The 16576-nt window shown below is 61.4% G+C and carries 23 protein-coding genes and 1 tRNA gene; 12 read left to right on the top strand and 12 right to left on the bottom strand.

The features are described from left to right. Nucleotides 1–17: 17 nt before the first annotated feature. The 5 genes from NKH41_RS09730 (at nucleotide 18) to NKH41_RS09710 (ending at nucleotide 4581) form a co-directional block, all read left to right on the top strand. Entirely contained in the window at nucleotides 18–671 is a 654-nt protein-coding gene (locus tag NKH41_RS09730) for a TetR/AcrR family transcriptional regulator (protein WP_352539587.1), read from the top strand. Nucleotides 672–694: 23 nt separating this feature from the next. Beyond that, nucleotides 695–1714, top strand: a complete 1020-nt coding sequence (gene ilvC / locus NKH41_RS09725; protein ID WP_023676662.1) for a ketol-acid reductoisomerase — start codon at nucleotides 695–697, stop codon at nucleotides 1712–1714. A gap of 257 nt (nucleotides 1715–1971) precedes the next feature. Continuing rightward, nucleotides 1972–2949 carry a DUF3592 domain-containing protein gene (locus NKH41_RS09720; protein ID WP_352767832.1) on the top strand — a complete coding sequence of 326 codons (978 nt, stop codon included), beginning with the start codon at nucleotides 1972–1974 and terminating at the stop codon, nucleotides 2947–2949. A 494-nt stretch (nucleotides 2950–3443) separates the two neighbouring features. Continuing rightward, nucleotides 3444–3965, top strand: a complete 522-nt coding sequence (locus NKH41_RS09715) for a hypothetical protein (RefSeq protein ID WP_352767834.1) — start codon at nucleotides 3444–3446, stop codon at nucleotides 3963–3965. Then, nucleotides 3958–4581 (top strand): hypothetical protein, encoded by a 624-nt coding sequence (locus NKH41_RS09710; protein WP_352767836.1) that lies wholly within the window; start codon nucleotides 3958–3960, stop codon nucleotides 4579–4581. The genes NKH41_RS09715 and NKH41_RS09710 overlap by 8 nt, the downstream gene beginning before the upstream one ends. A gap of 10 nt (nucleotides 4582–4591) precedes the next feature. Here the strand turns inward: NKH41_RS09710 and NKH41_RS09705 are convergent, their stop codons facing one another. From NKH41_RS09705 to NKH41_RS09695, 3 genes are all read right to left on the bottom strand, one after another. Further along, nucleotides 4592–4876 (bottom strand): PilZ domain-containing protein, encoded by a 285-nt coding sequence (locus NKH41_RS09705; protein WP_352470452.1) that lies wholly within the window; start codon nucleotides 4874–4876, stop codon nucleotides 4592–4594. 175 nt (nucleotides 4877–5051) lie between these two features. Further along, nucleotides 5052–5636 (bottom strand): BA14K family protein, encoded by a 585-nt coding sequence (locus NKH41_RS09700; protein ID WP_352767838.1) that lies wholly within the window; start codon nucleotides 5634–5636, stop codon nucleotides 5052–5054. A 49-nt stretch (nucleotides 5637–5685) separates the two neighbouring features. Continuing rightward, nucleotides 5686–5823 (bottom strand): hypothetical protein, encoded by a 138-nt coding sequence (locus NKH41_RS09695; protein ID WP_352470206.1) that lies wholly within the window; start codon nucleotides 5821–5823, stop codon nucleotides 5686–5688. Between NKH41_RS09695 and NKH41_RS09690 the strand changes: the two genes are divergently transcribed. Then, nucleotides 5822–6934: an endonuclease/exonuclease/phosphatase family protein gene (locus NKH41_RS09690; protein WP_352767840.1), complete on the top strand. Its 1113-nt coding sequence runs from the start codon at nucleotides 5822–5824 to the stop codon at nucleotides 6932–6934. The two genes, NKH41_RS09695 and NKH41_RS09690, sit on opposite strands and share 2 nt — an antisense overlap. Nucleotides 6935–6941: 7 nt before the next feature. Continuing rightward, complete coding sequence (locus NKH41_RS09685) at nucleotides 6942–7670, top strand: hypothetical protein (protein WP_352767842.1); 729 nt, start codon at nucleotides 6942–6944, stop codon at nucleotides 7668–7670. On the opposite strand, the gene NKH41_RS09680 is transcribed toward NKH41_RS09685, so the two are convergent. The 4 genes from NKH41_RS09680 to NKH41_RS09665 all read right to left on the bottom strand — a co-directional run bounded on the left by NKH41_RS09680 (nucleotide 7667) and on the right by NKH41_RS09665 (nucleotide 11249). Next, entirely contained in the window at nucleotides 7667–7909 is a 243-nt protein-coding gene (locus NKH41_RS09680; protein WP_023720771.1) for a hypothetical protein, read from the bottom strand. The genes NKH41_RS09685 and NKH41_RS09680 overlap by 4 nt on opposite strands. A gap of 114 nt (nucleotides 7910–8023) precedes the next feature. Continuing rightward, nucleotides 8024–9241 (bottom strand): ABC transporter permease, encoded by a 1218-nt coding sequence (locus tag NKH41_RS09675; RefSeq protein ID WP_352767844.1) that lies wholly within the window; start codon nucleotides 9239–9241, stop codon nucleotides 8024–8026. A 2-nt stretch (nucleotides 9242–9243) separates the two neighbouring features. Further along, nucleotides 9244–9954 (bottom strand): ABC transporter ATP-binding protein, encoded by a 711-nt coding sequence (locus tag NKH41_RS09670; RefSeq protein WP_352767846.1) that lies wholly within the window; start codon nucleotides 9952–9954, stop codon nucleotides 9244–9246. A gap of 2 nt (nucleotides 9955–9956) precedes the next feature. Then, on the bottom strand, nucleotides 9957–11249 hold the full coding sequence (locus tag NKH41_RS09665) for an efflux RND transporter periplasmic adaptor subunit (RefSeq protein ID WP_352767848.1): 1293 nt from the start codon (nucleotides 11247–11249) through the stop codon (nucleotides 9957–9959). A gap of 111 nt (nucleotides 11250–11360) precedes the next feature. Here NKH41_RS09665 and NKH41_RS09660 point away from each other — a divergent pair, with 111 nt between their 5' ends. The 3 genes from NKH41_RS09660 to NKH41_RS09650 all read left to right on the top strand — a co-directional run bounded on the left by NKH41_RS09660 (nucleotide 11361) and on the right by NKH41_RS09650 (nucleotide 13002). Next, nucleotides 11361–12266, top strand: coding sequence for a PhzF family phenazine biosynthesis protein (locus tag NKH41_RS09660; protein WP_352470212.1), 906 nt, complete (start codon nucleotides 11361–11363; stop codon nucleotides 12264–12266). 105 nt (nucleotides 12267–12371) lie between these two features. Continuing rightward, nucleotides 12372–12447, top strand: a tRNA-Lys gene (locus tag NKH41_RS09655). 267 nt (nucleotides 12448–12714) lie between these two features. Beyond that, nucleotides 12715–13002 (top strand): hypothetical protein, encoded by a 288-nt coding sequence (locus NKH41_RS09650; protein ID WP_352932536.1) that lies wholly within the window; start codon nucleotides 12715–12717, stop codon nucleotides 13000–13002. Nucleotides 13003–13078: 76 nt separating this feature from the next. Here NKH41_RS09650 and NKH41_RS09645 read toward each other — a convergent pair whose 3' ends face one another. Further along, entirely contained in the window at nucleotides 13079–13531 is a 453-nt protein-coding gene (locus NKH41_RS09645) for a hypothetical protein (protein WP_352932533.1), read from the bottom strand. A gap of 352 nt (nucleotides 13532–13883) precedes the next feature. Between NKH41_RS09645 and NKH41_RS09640 the strand changes: the two genes are divergently transcribed. Then, nucleotides 13884–14183 carry an HTH domain-containing protein gene (locus tag NKH41_RS09640; protein WP_352932530.1) on the top strand — a complete coding sequence of 100 codons (300 nt, stop codon included), beginning with the start codon at nucleotides 13884–13886 and terminating at the stop codon, nucleotides 14181–14183. After that, on the top strand, nucleotides 14180–14356 hold the full coding sequence (locus NKH41_RS09635) for a hypothetical protein (protein WP_352932527.1): 177 nt from the start codon (nucleotides 14180–14182) through the stop codon (nucleotides 14354–14356). Before NKH41_RS09640 ends, NKH41_RS09635 begins: the two co-directional genes overlap by 4 nt. 52 nt (nucleotides 14357–14408) lie before the next feature. On the opposite strand, the gene NKH41_RS09630 is transcribed toward NKH41_RS09635, so the two are convergent. From NKH41_RS09630 to NKH41_RS09615, 4 genes are read right to left on the bottom strand one after another with little or no spacing between them, the layout of a single operon-like run. Beyond that, nucleotides 14409–14936, bottom strand: coding sequence for a hypothetical protein (locus NKH41_RS09630; RefSeq protein WP_352932524.1), 528 nt, complete (start codon nucleotides 14934–14936; stop codon nucleotides 14409–14411). A 12-nt stretch (nucleotides 14937–14948) separates the two neighbouring features. Then, the gene (locus NKH41_RS09625) at nucleotides 14949–15662 is read right to left on the bottom strand and encodes a hypothetical protein (RefSeq protein ID WP_352932521.1); all 714 of its coding nucleotides are present in this window, start codon (nucleotides 15660–15662) and stop codon (nucleotides 14949–14951) included. A gap of 12 nt (nucleotides 15663–15674) precedes the next feature. Beyond that, the gene (locus NKH41_RS09620; protein ID WP_352932518.1) at nucleotides 15675–16043 is read right to left on the bottom strand and encodes a hypothetical protein; all 369 of its coding nucleotides are present in this window, start codon (nucleotides 16041–16043) and stop codon (nucleotides 15675–15677) included. Further along, nucleotides 16043–16567 carry a hypothetical protein gene (locus NKH41_RS09615; protein ID WP_352932517.1) on the bottom strand — a complete coding sequence of 175 codons (525 nt, stop codon included), beginning with the start codon at nucleotides 16565–16567 and terminating at the stop codon, nucleotides 16043–16045. The genes NKH41_RS09620 and NKH41_RS09615 overlap by 1 nt, the downstream gene beginning before the upstream one ends. Nucleotides 16568–16576: the final 9 nt, after the last annotated feature.

Here is a 16576-nt window from a genome sequence, read left to right as displayed (position 1 = left end):
CGTCCTGAGGAAAAACTGTGTTGCACGCTGTGACCGACATCGAAACCAGCGAGGCGCTGACGGAGCGGCAGAAGGACGTGCTCGACGCCGCCCTTCGCCTGCTGGTCGAAGAGGGCGATCAGTTGACCATGACCGCCGTGGCGCGGCGGGCGAGCTGCTCGAAGGAGACGCTCTACAAATGGTTCGGCGATCGCGACGGGCTGTTGACGGCAACGGTACAATGGCAGGCGTCCAAGGTGCGGGTAGTGCCGGTCGACCGCAAGGGGCTCGACCTCCCTTCGCTGACGGCGAGCCTCGAACGCTTCGCTTCGGACTGGCTCAAGGTAATTTCGAGCGACACCTCGATCGCGCTGAACAGGGTGGCGGTCGGCCATGCTAGTTCGGGGAAGGACGATCTCGGCGCCATCGTGCTGGAGAACGGCCGCTTCGCACTGGCCCGGCGCCTTAAACCGGTGCTGGAGGCAGGCAAGGAAGCTGGTTTCCTCGAGTTTTCCGACGCGGAGACGGCGTTCCGCACCTTTTTCGGGCTGGTCGCCCGCGACGTGCAGATCCGCCTGCTGCTTGGCGACCGGCTGGAATTGACTGATGCGGCGATCGGCGGCGATGCCGTCCGGGCGACGCAGCAGTTTCTCGCTCTTTACGGGGCAAAAACCGGGCCGCAAGGCCTCTGAATTCAAAACGGGAAGGAACAAAAATGCGTGTCTATTACGATCGCGATGCCGATCTCAACCTGATCAAGGGCAAGAAGGTCGCCATCATCGGCTATGGCAGCCAGGGCAGGGCGCATGCGCTCAACCTCAAGGATTCCGGCGTCAAGGACATCGCCATCGGCCTCAAGGCCGGCTCGGCGACCGCCAAGAAGGTCGAGGCCGACGGGCTCAAGGTGATGAGCGTAGCCGATGCCGCCAAGTGGGCCGACCTGATGATGATGGCCACGCCGGACGAGCTGCAGGCCGACATCTACAAATCCGAGATCGCGCCGAACATCCGCGATGGCGCAGCGATCGCCTTTGCCCACGGCCTCAACGTGCATTTTGGCCTGATCGAGCCCAAAGCTTCGGTTGACGTCGTGATGATCGCGCCGAAGGGGCCTGGCCATACGGTGCGCGGCGAATACCAGAAGGGCGGTGGTGTGCCGTGCCTGGTCGCGGTCAACCAGGACGCTTCGGGCAATGCGCTCGACCTGGCGCTCTCCTATGCCTGCGGCGTTGGCGGCGGCCGCTCGGGTATTATCGAGACCAATTTCCGCGAGGAGTGCGAGACCGACCTGTTCGGCGAGCAGGTGGTGCTGTGCGGCGGCCTAGTCGAATTGATCCGCGCCGGCTTCGAGACACTGGTGGAAGCCGGCTACGCGCCGGAAATGGCCTATTTCGAGTGCCTGCACGAGGTCAAATTGATCGTCGACCTGATCTATGAAGGCGGCATTGCCAACATGAACTACTCGATCTCGAACACCGCCGAATGGGGCGAATATGTCTCGGGCCCGCGCATCATCACCGCCGAGACCAAGGCCGAGATGAAGCGCGTGCTGAAGGATATCCAGACCGGCAAGTTCACCTCGGAATGGATGCAGGAATACCGCGCCGGCATGTCGCGCTTCAAGGGCATCCGCCGCAACAACGACAGCCACCAGATCGAGGAAGTCGGCGCCAAGCTGCGCGCGATGATGCCGTGGATTTCGAAGAACAAGCTGGTTGACAAGGCCAAGAACTGAAGGACATCCACGTTCGTTTCGTTACCCGTCCTCGGGCTTCGTCCTGCGGGCGCGTGGGAATTTCCATGAACAAGCTGGTCGACAAGGCCAAGAACTGATCGCAATTTCATTGCCGATCAAGAAAGGCCGGCGGAGCGATCCGCCGGCCTTTTCGCATCAAGATCGTGTGGTTTCCAGGCTTCTGGACAGGCGCACTATCCTCATCACCGTGATATGCCTGTGCGGGGCATGGCACAAAAGTGCCAAGGGGGTGAGAGTTGGAACTCAAATTTCTGTTGATCGGGTTTGCCTGCGCGGTTGCCGGCATGCTCTCCCTCGTCACCTTGCTGAAATGGTGGGAGGTGAGGGCGGTCAGCCGCTGGTCTCCGACGCCGGGAAAAATCATCTCATCGCGGGTCGAGGCCCGCGAGGTGACCAGTTCGGGATCCGGTTCGGACAGCAGTGGGTCGACCGAAATCCGCAACTTCCCGGCAATCACCTTCGAATACAAGGTGAACGGCAAGACATTTCGCAGTTCGCACTACAGCGTGCAGGAGAACCTTGGAAACTTTGCAGTGGCGGAAACCCTTGCGAAATTTCCAAACGGGGCCGGCGTAACCGTCTTCTACAATCCGGCCGATCCAGCCAAGGCGGTGATCGAACGCACCATGCCCGACGGCTCCTTCAAGTTCATGGTCCAGCTTTCGGCCGGGCTGGTGGTCGGCGCGCTTGTATTGGTCTTCTCCGTCGGCGGCGTCCTCGAAGCGATCCGGCCGTTTTTGCCCAGGCCGCAGAACCTCGGCGCCGCTGCCCTGCTGCTTTTCATGGGATTGTTTGTCCTGCGCATGGGCTTTGCCCAGAAGTCACTTGCGGAACAGGCGGCCAAATGGCCGATCACGGCAGGACGCATCGATGCTTCGGGCCTGCAGAAATTCGAGACCCGCGACAGGTCCGGAGGCGGCTATCGGCCCTGGCGGACAGTCTTCAAATCCCGCGTCGTCTACAGCTATAGCGTCGCCGGCCAGCGCTACGCCGCCGATCGCATCGCGTTCGGCGCAAACGTGACGGCTTCGCTGCCGAGCCTCGTCAGCGGTCGATCGCAGCGCTACCTCCAGGGCGACAAGGTCGAGGTCCACTACGATCCCGACAACCCGGTTGCAGCGGTTCTCGAATGCAGGGTGAGCGGGCTTTGGCTCCTGTGGGTCTGCGCAGTTGGCCTCCTCGGTGGAGCCGCGCTGCTGGTAGGCGTCATCTGAAGCTGCTGTCCTAGGCTGCATATCCAGCGGAAAAAGACGCCTGTCTTCAGCATCTGACAAGAACTCCGCTGTCGAAGCCAGGCCATGTCAATCTCACCGTCGCCCCGTCGACCACAATATGGATGACACGGGAGAACGGCTCTTCGGCCGACGGGTCGGATCCGTAGCATTGGCTGGCCCGAGCCACCCAGCCCGTAGGCGTCTTGAGAAACGATGCGTGTTCGCAGCCGAGAGCAGGGACCGACAGCGCGTCGCGGTACAATGTGTAGACAGTCTGGCGTTGAACATCCGCAACGGCGGTACAGTTCGATCTGTCCCCGGACCATGTGCCCACATAGGGTTCCGTGGCAAAGGCGCTGCCGCACGTAAATGTTAAGATCGAAATGAGCATCAAGAGATTTCGCATCATCGATTCTTTCTTTTCGACGCGGCCTTGGGCCATGCTAAAGCATCGATGCTCAAACTTCACAATGATGCTGCTCCAAGGGACTTAAATGATCATCCGCAAAGCAGCAGCTATTTTTCTGAGCATGCTGAGCCTGTTGCAAGCAGCGAACGCAACAGAATGTTCGCTCAGCCATGCGACCTATCGCGAGCCGCGTTCGGGAGCGACGATACAGTTCCGGCCAACCAACAACGAGCCGGCCGCGCTGACGACCGAGGTCTTTTCGTTGATCGTGCCCAATACCGACATTCGTCTGCCGTCGGACATTACCTGGACCAATGGCAAGTACTCCTTTCCTGTGGGCACGATCCGGCACACCTGCACCGACGACGATCGTGAGGCTGGTCTCGAGGACGGCACCGGGCTGTGCAGAGTGTGGGATGGGCAGGTCTATGCGTTCAATGCAGGCGGTGCCGAGCAGTTGAATTCCCGCGAAGCCTCGCCGGCACCGGCAGGGTTGCTGTTGCCTGACTTCGGCGCGATTTTTACCGAATGGCCCGATTTCGCCAAAGCCAATCCCGACGGTTCAGCCTGGGACGCCTTTAGTTTGACGGGTTGTAGCGATGAATAGCAAGAGACTGCCGACCTGCATGTTCGCCCTGTCGGTCCTTATTGCCATGGCAACCGGCGCTCGTGCCGACCAAAGCAAGCCGTCGCGTCCGCCTGTCGACAAATGCGCTTGGGAACGGCTGGCGGACAGGGATGTCGGGCTGGCTGCCTGGGTGCAGCGTTGCGATTTCGGTCTTCGCCGGATTCATTTCGAGCTTGGCGGCAATGCTCTTGCCATCGAATACAGCGACGGCGGGCCGGCCGATCCTGTCGTCGAAGTCTTCGATATGCTGCCTGGCGAGGCCGCCGATGCTGCGTTGCAGCGCATTTTTACGGAGAAGACCGAGAAAGCCATCAGCACACGTTGCGTGCTCATGCCTTACACCGAAGGGGCGACGCCCTCGCGCATCCTCCGGTATGTTTTCAGTCCCAATGCCGCCTATCGTGAGGAATTGAAGACCGTCGCCAACCCTGACGAGGTCGGCGTACCGCCTTGCGGCGAATGGGGCGAAGCCCCGGACGGCATTCAGTATTTCGAGGTGCAATCACCCGAACTGCGAAAGCTTCTATTCGTTCGCGTCGGCCAGGATGAGCCGCTGTTTGACGAGCAGACACTGCGAGTCCTGCCACCCGGATAGCGCCGGGATCTCAGCCGTAGTGCCAACTGGGCTTTGGTTCGGTACCGGTGAACATCACGCCGATACGATCCTCGCGGCGCCAGCGGACCACGGCCTTGTAGGCAATGCCGTCGGTCGGGACATAGAGCAGGAACTCATCGGGCACGCGCGCGTCGATCGAGACCTTCAATTCGGCGCCGCCGGCGTGCATGTTGCGCAGCGTGCATGTGACCTCGGAATTGCTCACGCCGGTCAGGATCGTCGCGCCCTTCAAGACGCGCTGCCGGTGTTTGTCCCTCTGTTCGTCCTCGGCCATCGCACGCAATCCAGCCATTTTTCGCGTCTCGGGCGTTCTGATCGGGAGGATTATTAGACCTGCCTGATAAAAATAGCGTTATCAGCAGTCGGGACTGGGCGATGTTCGCGGTTCCTGGCTGGAAGAAAAAGGCGCCGCGAAGCACGGCGCCGAATGATGCTTGTTGTCGGCCTGCTTACCTATAGGGCGAGTAGCATTGCTGGCGCGGCCCGTAATAGGGCTGGAAGGTGTTGTCCCAGGCGCGGTACGACCGGTAGCGATTGTAACACCATTGGACATGTGCACTGGAAAGCCGCCCTGCGCGATAATAGCGGCGCGGTGGCGGCGCGTCGTAGTAGTTGTAGCTGTTGTACAGGCTGCCAAGGCCGAGGCCCAGGCCCAAGCCAAGAATCGCGGCACCCGCACCATCATCATAGTAGCCGCCGCGGTAATGGCGGCGATGGTGGCGCCAGCGCCAGCTGTCGTCCCAGCCGCCATTGTCCCAGTGTCTCGAAAAATGACGGCCGCGGAAATTGCCGGAACGCCATCTCCAACCATCGTCGCCGTGCCATTGCCGAAAGCCGCGATTGCGCCAACGCCAGATCTGCCTGTCATTGCCGCCTGCCCAATCTTCACGAATTTGCACGATGTCGGCGGCATTGCCCGCCACCGGCAGCAGGGGTTTGGGCATCGGCCCGGCAAGCGACGGGGCCGAGAGGCTGGCGATCAGACCGAGGGCCATCAGCCCGGATCTGACGGAAGATAAAAAGAGCGGTTTCATCGCACTCTCCGAAATTCAGGCCCCACGCCCAGAAACCTCGGGGAAGGGCCTATTGATGGAACTTTCCATCTGAACGGAAGATGAACAAAAAGGTTCCGTCAACCATGGCGAGCGCGCGATCAATCAGAGCCGCCTGGTTTCTGCGCCCTTGTTTTCGGGCGCGCTTGCGGGCAAAGCTCAAAGCCATGTCGCTGCGCCTTGCCACCTTCAACGTCGAAAACCTGATGAACAGGTTTGATTATTCCGGATACCGCAATCAGCTCAACGAAGATCGCACACTGGCGCTTTTCGACATCCAGAGCGAGGCCGAATACAAGATGCTCGAGCAGGCGCGGGCGATCGCGCAATCCGACGACACGCGCCAGTTGACGGCGCTGGCGATCGCGGCCACCCGCGCCGACATCATCTGCATGCAGGAAGTCGACAATATCGAGGCGCTGAGGGCCTTCGAATATGGCTATCTGTTCAAGATGGTGGGGCAAGGCTACCGGCAGAAATACACCACCGCCGGCAATGATTCGCGCGGCATCGACGTCGCCGTGATGATGCGCAACGAGACCGCGCAGGGCCAGCCAATCGAATTCGTGCGCATGACTAGCTACGCCTATGTCACGTTCGAGCAATTCGGCCTGCACACGGCGGAATTGGCAGCGCTTGGTCACCAGGCCAATGAACGCATCTTCCGACGCGACTGCCTGGAAATCGATCTGACGGTCGCTGGCGCGCCGTTGACGCTGTATCTCGTGCATTTCAAGTCGATGGGCTCGCCCCGTAACGGCCTCGACGGCCGCGAGGCGACAATGCCGCTGCGCATCGCCGAGGCGCAAGCGGTGCGCCGGATCATCGAGGAGCGCTTCAGCAAGGATAATGCCGCCGACAAGCGCTGGGCAATCTGCGGCGACATGAACGACTACCGGCAGCGCGTGAAGATCACTGGCGATGTTTTCGACGGCCATCGCTTCGAGGTGATCGACGAGACCCGGTCCTGCATCGACGTGCTCACTGCCGGCGGTTTTTGCGAGAACGCGGTCGAGCGGCGGCCGGAAATGGACCGCTGGACTTTCTATCACACGCGCGGACCGGAAGAGCGGCATCTCTGCCAGCTCGACTACATCCTTTTATCGAGGGCGCTAGCCAGGCAGAACGCCACCGCCGTTCCCGATATCATCCGTAGCGGACAGCCTTGGCGCACCATATTTCCGGCGGGCCAGGAGGTCGAGCGCTTCCCACGCGCCGGGTGGGACCGGCCGAAGGCATCCGACCATTGCCCAGTAGCAATTGCCCTCGATGTGGTGTGAGACAGGCGTGAGTTTCGATTTGCCGCGCAACGTCATCCTGCCGGTCGATGCCATCGACGTCAGGCTCGATTCCGGCCCGCATCCGTTCGAGCGCGATCATGCCGACGCGATCGCGGCGAACTGGCGGCGTGAGACCGCGGCCAAGCCGGCGCTTTTCGACGGCACCGTGGTGCTGCTTTCCGCTCTCAGCTATCGCGACACTCGCCTAGTCGGCCGTTGCCATGCGGTGCGTTATTCGACCTTCATGCTTTGGCGCAGCAATCGACAGGTGCCTGGCGCCGAACATGCCTACGCGCACGCCATGCTGGTCGCCGGCGACAACGCGTTGGTGGCGATCCGTATGGCACCGCATACGGTCAATGCCGGGCGCGTCTACTTCGCCGCCGGTTCGTTCGAGCCAACCGATTTCCGCAACGGCATTGTTGACGTCGACTTCAACATGATCCGCGAGGTACTGGAGGAAACCGGGCTCGATCTATCAGGTGCGACACGCGGCAGGCGCCATTACGCCCTGTCGACGGCAACCGGCACGGTGATCTTTCGCCGCTACCGCGAGACGGCCTCCGCCGACGACCTGGCACAGCGGATCAGTGCATTCGTCGCCGCCGAATCAGAGCCTGAAATCGAAAGCCCTGTAATCATCCGCAATGCCGCCGATCTGCCGGACGGGCTGATGCCGCATATGAGACCGCTGATCGAATGGCACTTTGCGAGCGAGCAAGGTTTCCAACTCTAACGTCGTAGCCTACCTTCAATAGCCTTGCGGTCGTTGCGGGCGGCAACAAAATACAACAGCACGCCGAGACCCAGGAGCGCCCCCATCGCTGTTCCCATCGTCTGCCCAATTACCTGCTGGAAGTCAGCGGTGACGCGATCGGGATTCTCCATCCCATAAAGGATCAAATTCCACCAAAGCCCTGCCAAGGCGGCTTCGACGATCACAATCGCCAGAGCCAGTCGCGCTTTCTTGCTCATCCATTGTTCCCCCCTTAGTCCCCAACAGCATTGTTATCATTGCAGAATGTGCTGCGACAAGGGCAGGTTGCATAAAAAATTGGCAGCGTCTGGAGGCGACACTTGCTGCAATGCCTATTCATGCCTCAGCGCGTCGATCGGGTTAAGCCGCGCGCCGCGCAGCGCCGGGAAGAAGCCGAACACCATGCCGATCAGCGCGGAAAAGCCGACAGCAAGCAGGATGACCGCCGGGCTTGGCGCAAACGGGATCGTCAGCGTCAGCGAGGCGAGGCCGGCAAGGGCCAGGCCGATCAGGATGCCGATGATGCCGCCAAGCAGCGACAGCACGGTTGCCTCGACCAGGAACTGGATGAGGATGTGCTTTTCGTGGGCGCCGATGGCGAGCCTGATGCCGATCTCGCGCGTGCGCTCGGTTACCGACACCAGCATGATGTTCATAATGCCGATGCCGCCGACGAGCAGGCTGACGCCGGCGACGGCACCGAGCATGCCAGTCATGGTGGTGGTCGCGCTGGCCATGGCATCGGCGATCTGGGTCATGTCGCGGATCGAGAAATCATCGTCGCGGTCGGGCGTGATGCGGCGTGTGTCGCGCAAGATGTCCTCGACGCGCTGCTGCAGCACCGTGGTTGGCGTACGGTCGTCGGCGGCGACATAGATCGAATCGATGTCGCGATTGCCGGCAATGCGACGCTGATAGGCGGCGAGCGGCATCAGCACGACATTGTCCTGGTCCTGGCCGAAACCGGTATAGCCCTTCGGTTCGAGCAAGCCGATGATCTTGCAGGAAGTGCGGTTGACGCGGATGATCTCGCCTTCAGGGTCGCCGGCGCCGAAGAACTGCTGGCGCACCGTCTCGCCGATGAGGCAGACGCCGGTCCCCGAGCGGGTTTCCGAATCGCTGAACGGACGGCCCGAAACCAGCTTCCAGTCGCGGGCATCAAGATAGGCGCTTTCGGTGCCGGTGACGCCCGAGGTCAGGCTTTCGGTGCCGAAAATGACGCGCACCTGCTTTTGCGACGCCGGTGAGATGGCGCGCGCACCGTTCAGATGCGCGACAAGCGCTGCAAGATCTTTGTCGCCCAGCGGTCGGACGACCTGATCGAGCCCTCCAGGTCCGCCAGGCCCGGCCGGACGGCCGGAACGGATGACGAGCAGATTGCTGCCGAGCTTGGAAATGTCGGATTTGACCTTTTCGGTGGTGCCCGAGCCGATGGTCAGCATGGCGATGACGGCGGCGACGCCGATGACGATGCCGAGCAGCGTCAGGAACGAGCGCAGCACGTTGCGGCGGATGGAGCGGAGCGAGAGGCGAACGGTTTCCCAGATCATGGCTAGGCCATCTCGAGATTGGCTGTGTCGGAGGCGACATGGCCGTCGAGGAAACGGATCGTGCGCTGCGCATAGCCGGCAACATCGGCTTCGTGCGTGACCATGGCGATAGTCAGCCCGAGCTCGCTGTTCAGCTGCGTCAGGAGTTCCATGATCTCGTGCGTGCGTGCGGTGTCGAGATTGCCGGTCGGCTCGTCGGCAACGAGCAGCGTCGGCCTGGTGACGATGGCGCGGGCGATCGCCACGCGCTGCTGCTGGCCGCCGGAGAGCTCCGCCGGCGTATGATGCTCGCGGCCGACAAGGCCGACCTCGGCAAGCGCCTGCATGGCAAGGCCGCGACGCTCGCGGGCACCAACACCGCGGTAGATCAGCGGCAGTTCGACATTCTCCGCCGCCGTGGTGCGCGGCAAGAGGTTGTAGCCTTGGAAGACGAAGCCGACATAGAGGTTGCGCAGTACGGCGCGGCGATTGCGATCGAGACGGCCGGCGTCGATGCCTTCGAAGCTGTAGGTCCCAGCGGTCGGCGTGTCGAGGCAGCCAATGATGTTCATGGCCGTCGATTTGCCCGAACCGGACGGGCCCATAATGGCGATGAATTCGCCGCGCCTGATGGCGAGGTCGACGCCGGCCAGCGCATGCACCCGGGCTTCGCCCTGGCCATAGCTTTTCCAGACCTTGTCGAAGCCTATGAGGGTGGTCGCGCCCGATGCCACGATCAGCTCCGCTGCTGCGAGGCGGTAATGACTTGCGCGCCTTCCTCCAGGCCGGAGACGATCTCGGTCAGTTCTCCGTCTGTCGAGCCGACCCTGACGTTGACCGGATGCGGCCGCCCATTCTCCAGCACGTAGAGCGTGCGCGAGCCGTCGGTGGGCTTCGCCGCCGCCTGGTGCTGGCGGTTGCCGCCGGGGCGTCCCATGCGGCCGGTGAACAGGTCGGTGAGGCTCCAGCCGCGCTCCGCCGTCTGCGCCGGCCGGTAGCGGAAGGCGATCGATGGCACGGTGAGCACGTTCTTGGCCTGCTTGGTGACGACCGAGACGGTGGCTGTCATGCCGGGCCGCAACAGAAGCTCGCTATTGTCGACGTCGAGCCTTGCATCATAGGTAACGACACCGTCGGTGGTGACCGAGGCATAGGAAATGTCGCGGATTTCGGCGTCGAACGGCCGTTCCGGGAAGGCGTCGACGGTGAAGCGCGCATGTTGGCCGGGCCTGACGGCGCCGATATCGGCCTCGTCGACCGCCGCCTTCAACTCCATGTTCTTCAGATCGGCGGCGATGACGAACAGCACCGGCGCCTGCAGCGACGAGGCGACCGTCTGGCCGGGATCGACCGAGCGCGTCAGTATGATGCCGTCGATCGGAGCGAAGATGGTGCTCTTGGCAAGATCCGTCTGCTGCGCCTTGAGATCGGCACTGGCCGTGGCGAGGTTGGCTTTGGCAATATCGAGCGCCGCCTTCGAGCGGTCGCGCGTGGCGGTTGCCGCTTCGAGCGACTGGTCCGTCGCCATGCCGCGCTTGGTCAGTTGTGCCGCGCGCACCAGCGCCTTTTCGTTTTCGGCCAGGGTCACGGTGGCGTCCTCGACGCTCGCCGCCGCCGCCTTGGCCGAGGCCTGGGCGCGCTCGATCTGCACCTCCAGCTTGGCGGTGTCGAGCGCGGCCAGCACATCGCCCTTCTTCACCAGCTGGTTCTCGTTGATCGAAACCGAGCGGACGACGCCGGAGAGTTCGCTGGAAATATCGACCTGGGTGAGAGGCTGCAGCGTGCCGGTAGCCGAAACCGCGACGGTAAGGTCGGCCATGGTAGCCAGTGTCGTGGTATACTCGATCTTGGCGGGCGAGCCCGCATACCACTGGTAGCCGACGACACTCGCGGCGACGGCAAGCAGTGCGAACACTGCGTAACGCCAACCGCGACGGCGTTTTGTCTTCAGGCCCTGGTGGTCAAGCCCGAGCGCCGTCTCGATGGCGGAAGCGGATTCCGTCTTTGGCAGATTGACAATCTGGTCCACGCCGGACCCCTATGTTCAGTGATATCCCATCAGTGCACAAATCAGGCCTTATGGTTCAAAATTCAAATTAAATTTCGCTCATGTTGGGAATGAGGCAGAGGACTTACTGAGATGCAGCCGCGGAATTACTTGCTTTACGACGTATTCACCACCAACCGGCTGGCCGGCAATCCGCTGGCCGTCGTGCTCGACTGTGACGGGCTGGACGTTGCGGCGATGCAGGCGGTGGCGCGCGAGTTCAACCTGTCCGAAACCGTCTTCGTGCTGCCGCCGGACAACCCGAAGCACCGGGCCCGCGTCCGTATCTTCACGCCCGACTATGAAATGCCGTTCGCCGGCCACCCAACCGTCGGCTCGGCGATAGCGCTCGCCGAAATTGCGGGAGAGGCCGCCGGCATCTTCGTGCTCGAGGAGAATATTGGCCCGGTGCGCTGCGCTGTCAGCAAGCACGACGGTTCGACCTTTGCCGAGTTCGACCTGGCGAAACTGCCGGCGCAGCTGGCATTGTCGGCCGATCCCGAGGCGATCGGCGCCGCACTTGGCCTTGGGCCGCACGAGATCGGCTTCGAGAACCACCGCGTTTCGTTCTGGTCGGCGGGCGTGCCCTACGTGACCATCCCCGTCGCCAATCTGGAGGCGGCCGCCCGGATCAGGCTGGACAACCAGGCGTGGTCGGAGCTCGCACCACGCAAGAGCGAATGGGCCTTCGCCAGCCCCTATGTCTATTGCCGCGAGACGGTGCATCACGACAGCGCCTTCCATGTCCGCATGATGGTGCCCGGCAATCCGTCCTACGAAGACCCGGCGACCGGCTCAGCGGCGGCCGCGTTCGCTGGCGCGATCATGCATTTCGACGGCCCGACGGACGGCGTTTCACAACTGTGGATCGAGCAGGGGCTGGAGATGGGCCGGCCTTCGCGCATTCGCCTCGAACTGAATGTCGAAGGCGGCAAACTGGCGGCCGCCCGCATCGGCGGCCATGCGGTGAAGGTGGCTGAAGGCAGGCTTTTTGTTTGACGGGCGCGGCACTTCGGCGATTTGTCGGGAAATGAATCCCACGGGGCTGGACATGGCGGATGTCGGCGGCTATATGCCCGCCAACGCCGGTTTTTCCGGCCGAGTGGGTGCGTAGCTCAGTTGGTAGAGCAGCTGACTCTTAATCAGCGGGTCCACAGTTCAATCCTGTGCGCACCCACCACTCCCAAAGCCAAGCAGCATAAGGCTTTGCGGAGATTTGGTGGTCCTCCCTTTCAAGGCCCGTTTTGCAACTAGTAATGGTTTAGTAAGGGCCGTCTCCTGCTTGACTTCAGATCGATTCGAGCGATAATTCGATCAATTCTCCGGCCACCTAAAGGCTGGGCGCATCCCGTGCACGGATGCACTGCTGGAATAATGCGCGAGCATGCATGCGGCTCGTCGCGAAAGCGCCCTCGTCCAGAGGGCGCACAGCACGGAGAACAATACCATGAGTGCAGAGATCGCCGACAACATCGTCGCCTTTCCTACCCCAGTTCGGAAGCCATCGAAGACCGAGCAGATCTACGACATGCTGCGGAGGGGGCCATGTGAAGTGGGAAATCTCGCTTACGTATTCGACTGCAGCCAGGCGGCTATCAGGGCGATTGTGCAGGACCTTAGAATGAAGGGTGTCTTTGTCCTAAGTGCCAGGGGCCGTGGAAAGCAATACTACCACATCACCGGCAGCGCCCGCACCTATTCCAAGTTCCTACGGGACCACGGACATCGCCGCTAGGCCGGCCAAAGCCCTCGCCTGTAGCGCGACAACAATGCGCGTCGCCCCAAGTGTGCGGGCGGCGCGCTGCGCCATGCTAGGCCGCGCCAGTTTTCTCGGCCTCAAGCTGGGCGTTTCCCAGTTCGGTGATGTCATGGAACGTCTTCAGGATACGGTATCCAAGCAGCAATCCGGCTATTCCCACCAGCAGGCCCATCACACTGAACCCGGCGCTGAAAAGCTGGATCAGAGTCCAGATGCCAACGAAGCCCAAAACGTACAAGGAGTATGCGTAGGGGATCAGACCGCTGAACCCCGCCATTGCCTTACCCCAACTCCGACCAGGGCCGCTTTCGATGGCGCGCATATAGGCGAGAATGCAAATTGCGGACAGAATTCCACCCACCACAAGAATGGTGCCGCTCGGCCATCCCGCAGGCGCGATACCCTCTTGAACGACGCGGTAGACGCCGTAGATGACGACAAGCAGGATTGGAAAGACAGACTTGCCTACCATTTCTGCGTGCTTAGCAGCATCGACAGTCTGCATTTCAGATTACTCCCCCATTATAGAAATGCGAGTACCAACCACGCGATAAAAACGAACGGCGCCGCGCCGACACCGACGCCGACTGCAAAGTCGGTGTAACGCCCCTCACTGAGAGCATATTGATACCCCCGTGACTTGCTTCTAAAGCCCCGAAAGAGGGAAATGGCCACGCCAACTATCAGGGCAATCAAAAAACTCATCAACCATGCTTAGGCTGTTTTCGGACCAATGAATAGCGCCGCTTTCGGTTATCAAACGTCAGATGACAACTACCAGTCGCTCTACTCACATAGGAATTTTATCCTAGTCTGCTTTTCGTCCAACAAGGACGTGCCAGACAGGAGAACATCCCATGCCCAAGAGCAAAGACGTAGCGACCGACAAGCCGCAGACCAAGAAATCCCGCGTGCAGGAAATGCTGACTGCCGGTGCCGTTAGCGTGGCAGAGATCGCCGAGCAGCTATCAATCAGCAAGCAGGCCGCCTACAGTTTGATTGGCGACTTGAAGCGCGGCGGCGTTGAAATTGCCGGTGCCGTGAAAGACGGCGCGATGCGCTACAGCGTTACTGCGCCAAAGCGCGCCAAGGCCAAAGCAGCCGCCTTTGGTAAAGGAGCGACCGTCAGCGCTGCCCCATCGGAGGGCAAGGAATGACGATTCAGCAACTCATTGAAACGCTGACCGCCATTCGCGACGTGAACGGCGGCGACATTGAAGTCCGCATGGGAAGTAAGTGGCGGTCGCATTCCGTGGCTGGGGCCCAGGTTGTCTTTCAGGAAGCAAACGCCTTCGAACCCTATGTGCTGATCATCGCCGAAGCCAACTGACTCGGGTAACGATGGGGCGCTGGGCGACAGCTCCGCGCCCCCGTTGCTGATGTCAGTCTCGCAGCCTGTTGATCCTCTGGGTGAACTTGCCCGCCGTTGGCGCGCTGCGCTTCTGCCGGTAGCCCACCCCATCATCGGATTCCAGAAAGCTAGCGACGACCCTCTCCACCGGGAACCCACCGTAGGCTGACGTAGCTATCACGACCGCGCCGCTGCCGTCGTCTGACGCCTGCACCACAAACTTGTTCCGTTGCTGGAGCAGTGCTGCCACACCTTCCTGTAGCCCCGGCTTGATACCTGCTTTGGCAATTTCAGCGGCGAGCGAGCGCTCTACCGTCTCCCTATCCCGCTTGGCTTTCGCATGCCCGGTGGAAAGGCGTTCGATCTCGGTTGAAAGGCGATCCCTTTCCCCCTCATACCATGCCTTCAGCTCGCGCCCTTCGTCGTTCAGGATGAAGCGGTCTGGGTACTTGGGATGGACGCGATAAGCTTCCTTGAAGTCGTCGGGCACGTCGTCCATCGAGTTGACCAACACTGGCATGCTGAACTTGCCATATTCGTCCACGTACGGCTTTGCCATGGTCGTTCTCCCTTATGCCGCGTCCCGGTAGAGAGCTTGCAGTTCCTCACGCGCCTTCATCGCGGCTTCAGCAAGCGTAATGGCTGGCGAGTTCGCGACGCGTTCGACGAAGCCAACGAATGCATCGCCCTGCGCCTCAGCCAGTGCCAGCGCCTTTTTCAGGCGACGTGACCGCTCATATTGGGCAGCGAAGAACTGGCTCCGGTAGCGATGCCTCACAACTCCCATGTAGCCGGGCGTCAGGCCCGAGAGATAGGGCGGCCAGCGCAGAACGGCACCCAGCACTGTCTTGTTCTGCGTCTTGAATGCGTCGTTGATAGCCGCCTTGCGCTGGGCCTCCGTCATCGTCTTGAATGCGGCGCGGAACTCAGCCTCAACGGATGCAGTGGCCGGCGACAACGCAGGAGCCGCTGTGTCCTTCTCGAACTGTTCCAGTCCGCCAGCGATTCTCGCCCGGGCGGCATCGAGTTTCGTTGCCACGGCGGCGGACGACGACAGCGCGTGGTTTCGAACTTGCAGAAGCCCGACTTCAGGCACCTGCGTTCTGTCGCGCATTGTCACGTCAGCGAACTTCACGATCCGTTGCGCCGCCTCGCGAGCCGCTTTGATCGAGTTGGCGAGGTCATCCAGATCGCCGTCCTCGACCTTTTCGCGGCTGACTGGATCGACAGCGTGAAACTGTTCGATCAGCCTTTCATCGACTGACACAGGTGCGTTGACTGCCATGGATTTTCTCCTTCAAAGCTTCCGATTTTCAATGACGAGCAGACCGATGCTCATCCGTGCGACAGACGCGTCGAGGCCTATGAAAGCGCCGGATTTCGTCGTCACTCGGCGTTCGGCCAAGAGCACGCGGGCAACACCGTTTTCCGTTCCGAGGTAGCCGCCTTTCAGCCCGTTGACTGTCACAGGGTCGCCAGGTTGAAACGACGGGCTGTCGGTGACGATCAAGCCGCTCACGTCCTTGAGCAGCCCAGTGAAGCGAACGCCATCACATGGGCGGATTAGCCGAGCGTCTGTGCCGCCGTGCGCGTTGCCGATTAGTTCGAGGACGACCCATTTCAGGCCGCTTTGCGTCACGACGACATCGCCAACAGCTACGGTCATCAGATTTCCTCCGCGCGCGCTATGCGGCCCTGCGCTTGCGAAAAATCGATGGACGGCAAGCCGGCGCGGTCACGCTGCATCAGCAGCGCGAATTGCCACCGCCACAAAATGAGGTGGTCTGAGCCGCCGCTGTCGCTATCATATTGCACCGCGACGAACAGGTCGTTGAAGCCCGACGCTTTGACCAGCATCTTGCCGTCATGCGTCTCCGCGAAGGGGTGAACTTCTGCCGTAGCGGGCACCGCGAAATGGAGCGTGTCCTGCCGAACGAGGCTCACCGAACCTTTCAGGTACGCAGCTGACGTGTAACCCACTTCAAAGTCGTTCCGCTGCCAGCCCTTTCGGATGTCGGATTGGGGGCGCAATGTGAACAGCAGGTTGGGCGTGCCATTCCAGTCGATAGCGCGAATCAGAAAAAAGTGACGGCCCTTGCCGAGAGCGCGTTCGTAGGCGCCTTCCTCGACCGCATAGCCGATGATCCACCGGTGCCCGCGCCGTGATTTGATGATGTCGCCGCTACGCATTTTTCTGCC

Origin of the sequence: Mesorhizobium sp. M1169 (assembly GCF_040318345.1) — a bacterium.
In the GTDB taxonomy this organism is placed as follows: Bacteria; Pseudomonadota; Alphaproteobacteria; order Rhizobiales; family Rhizobiaceae; genus Mesorhizobium.
The sequence above is the reverse complement of the archived record's forward strand: the minus strand, read 5'-3'. Positions and strand labels throughout refer to the sequence as shown.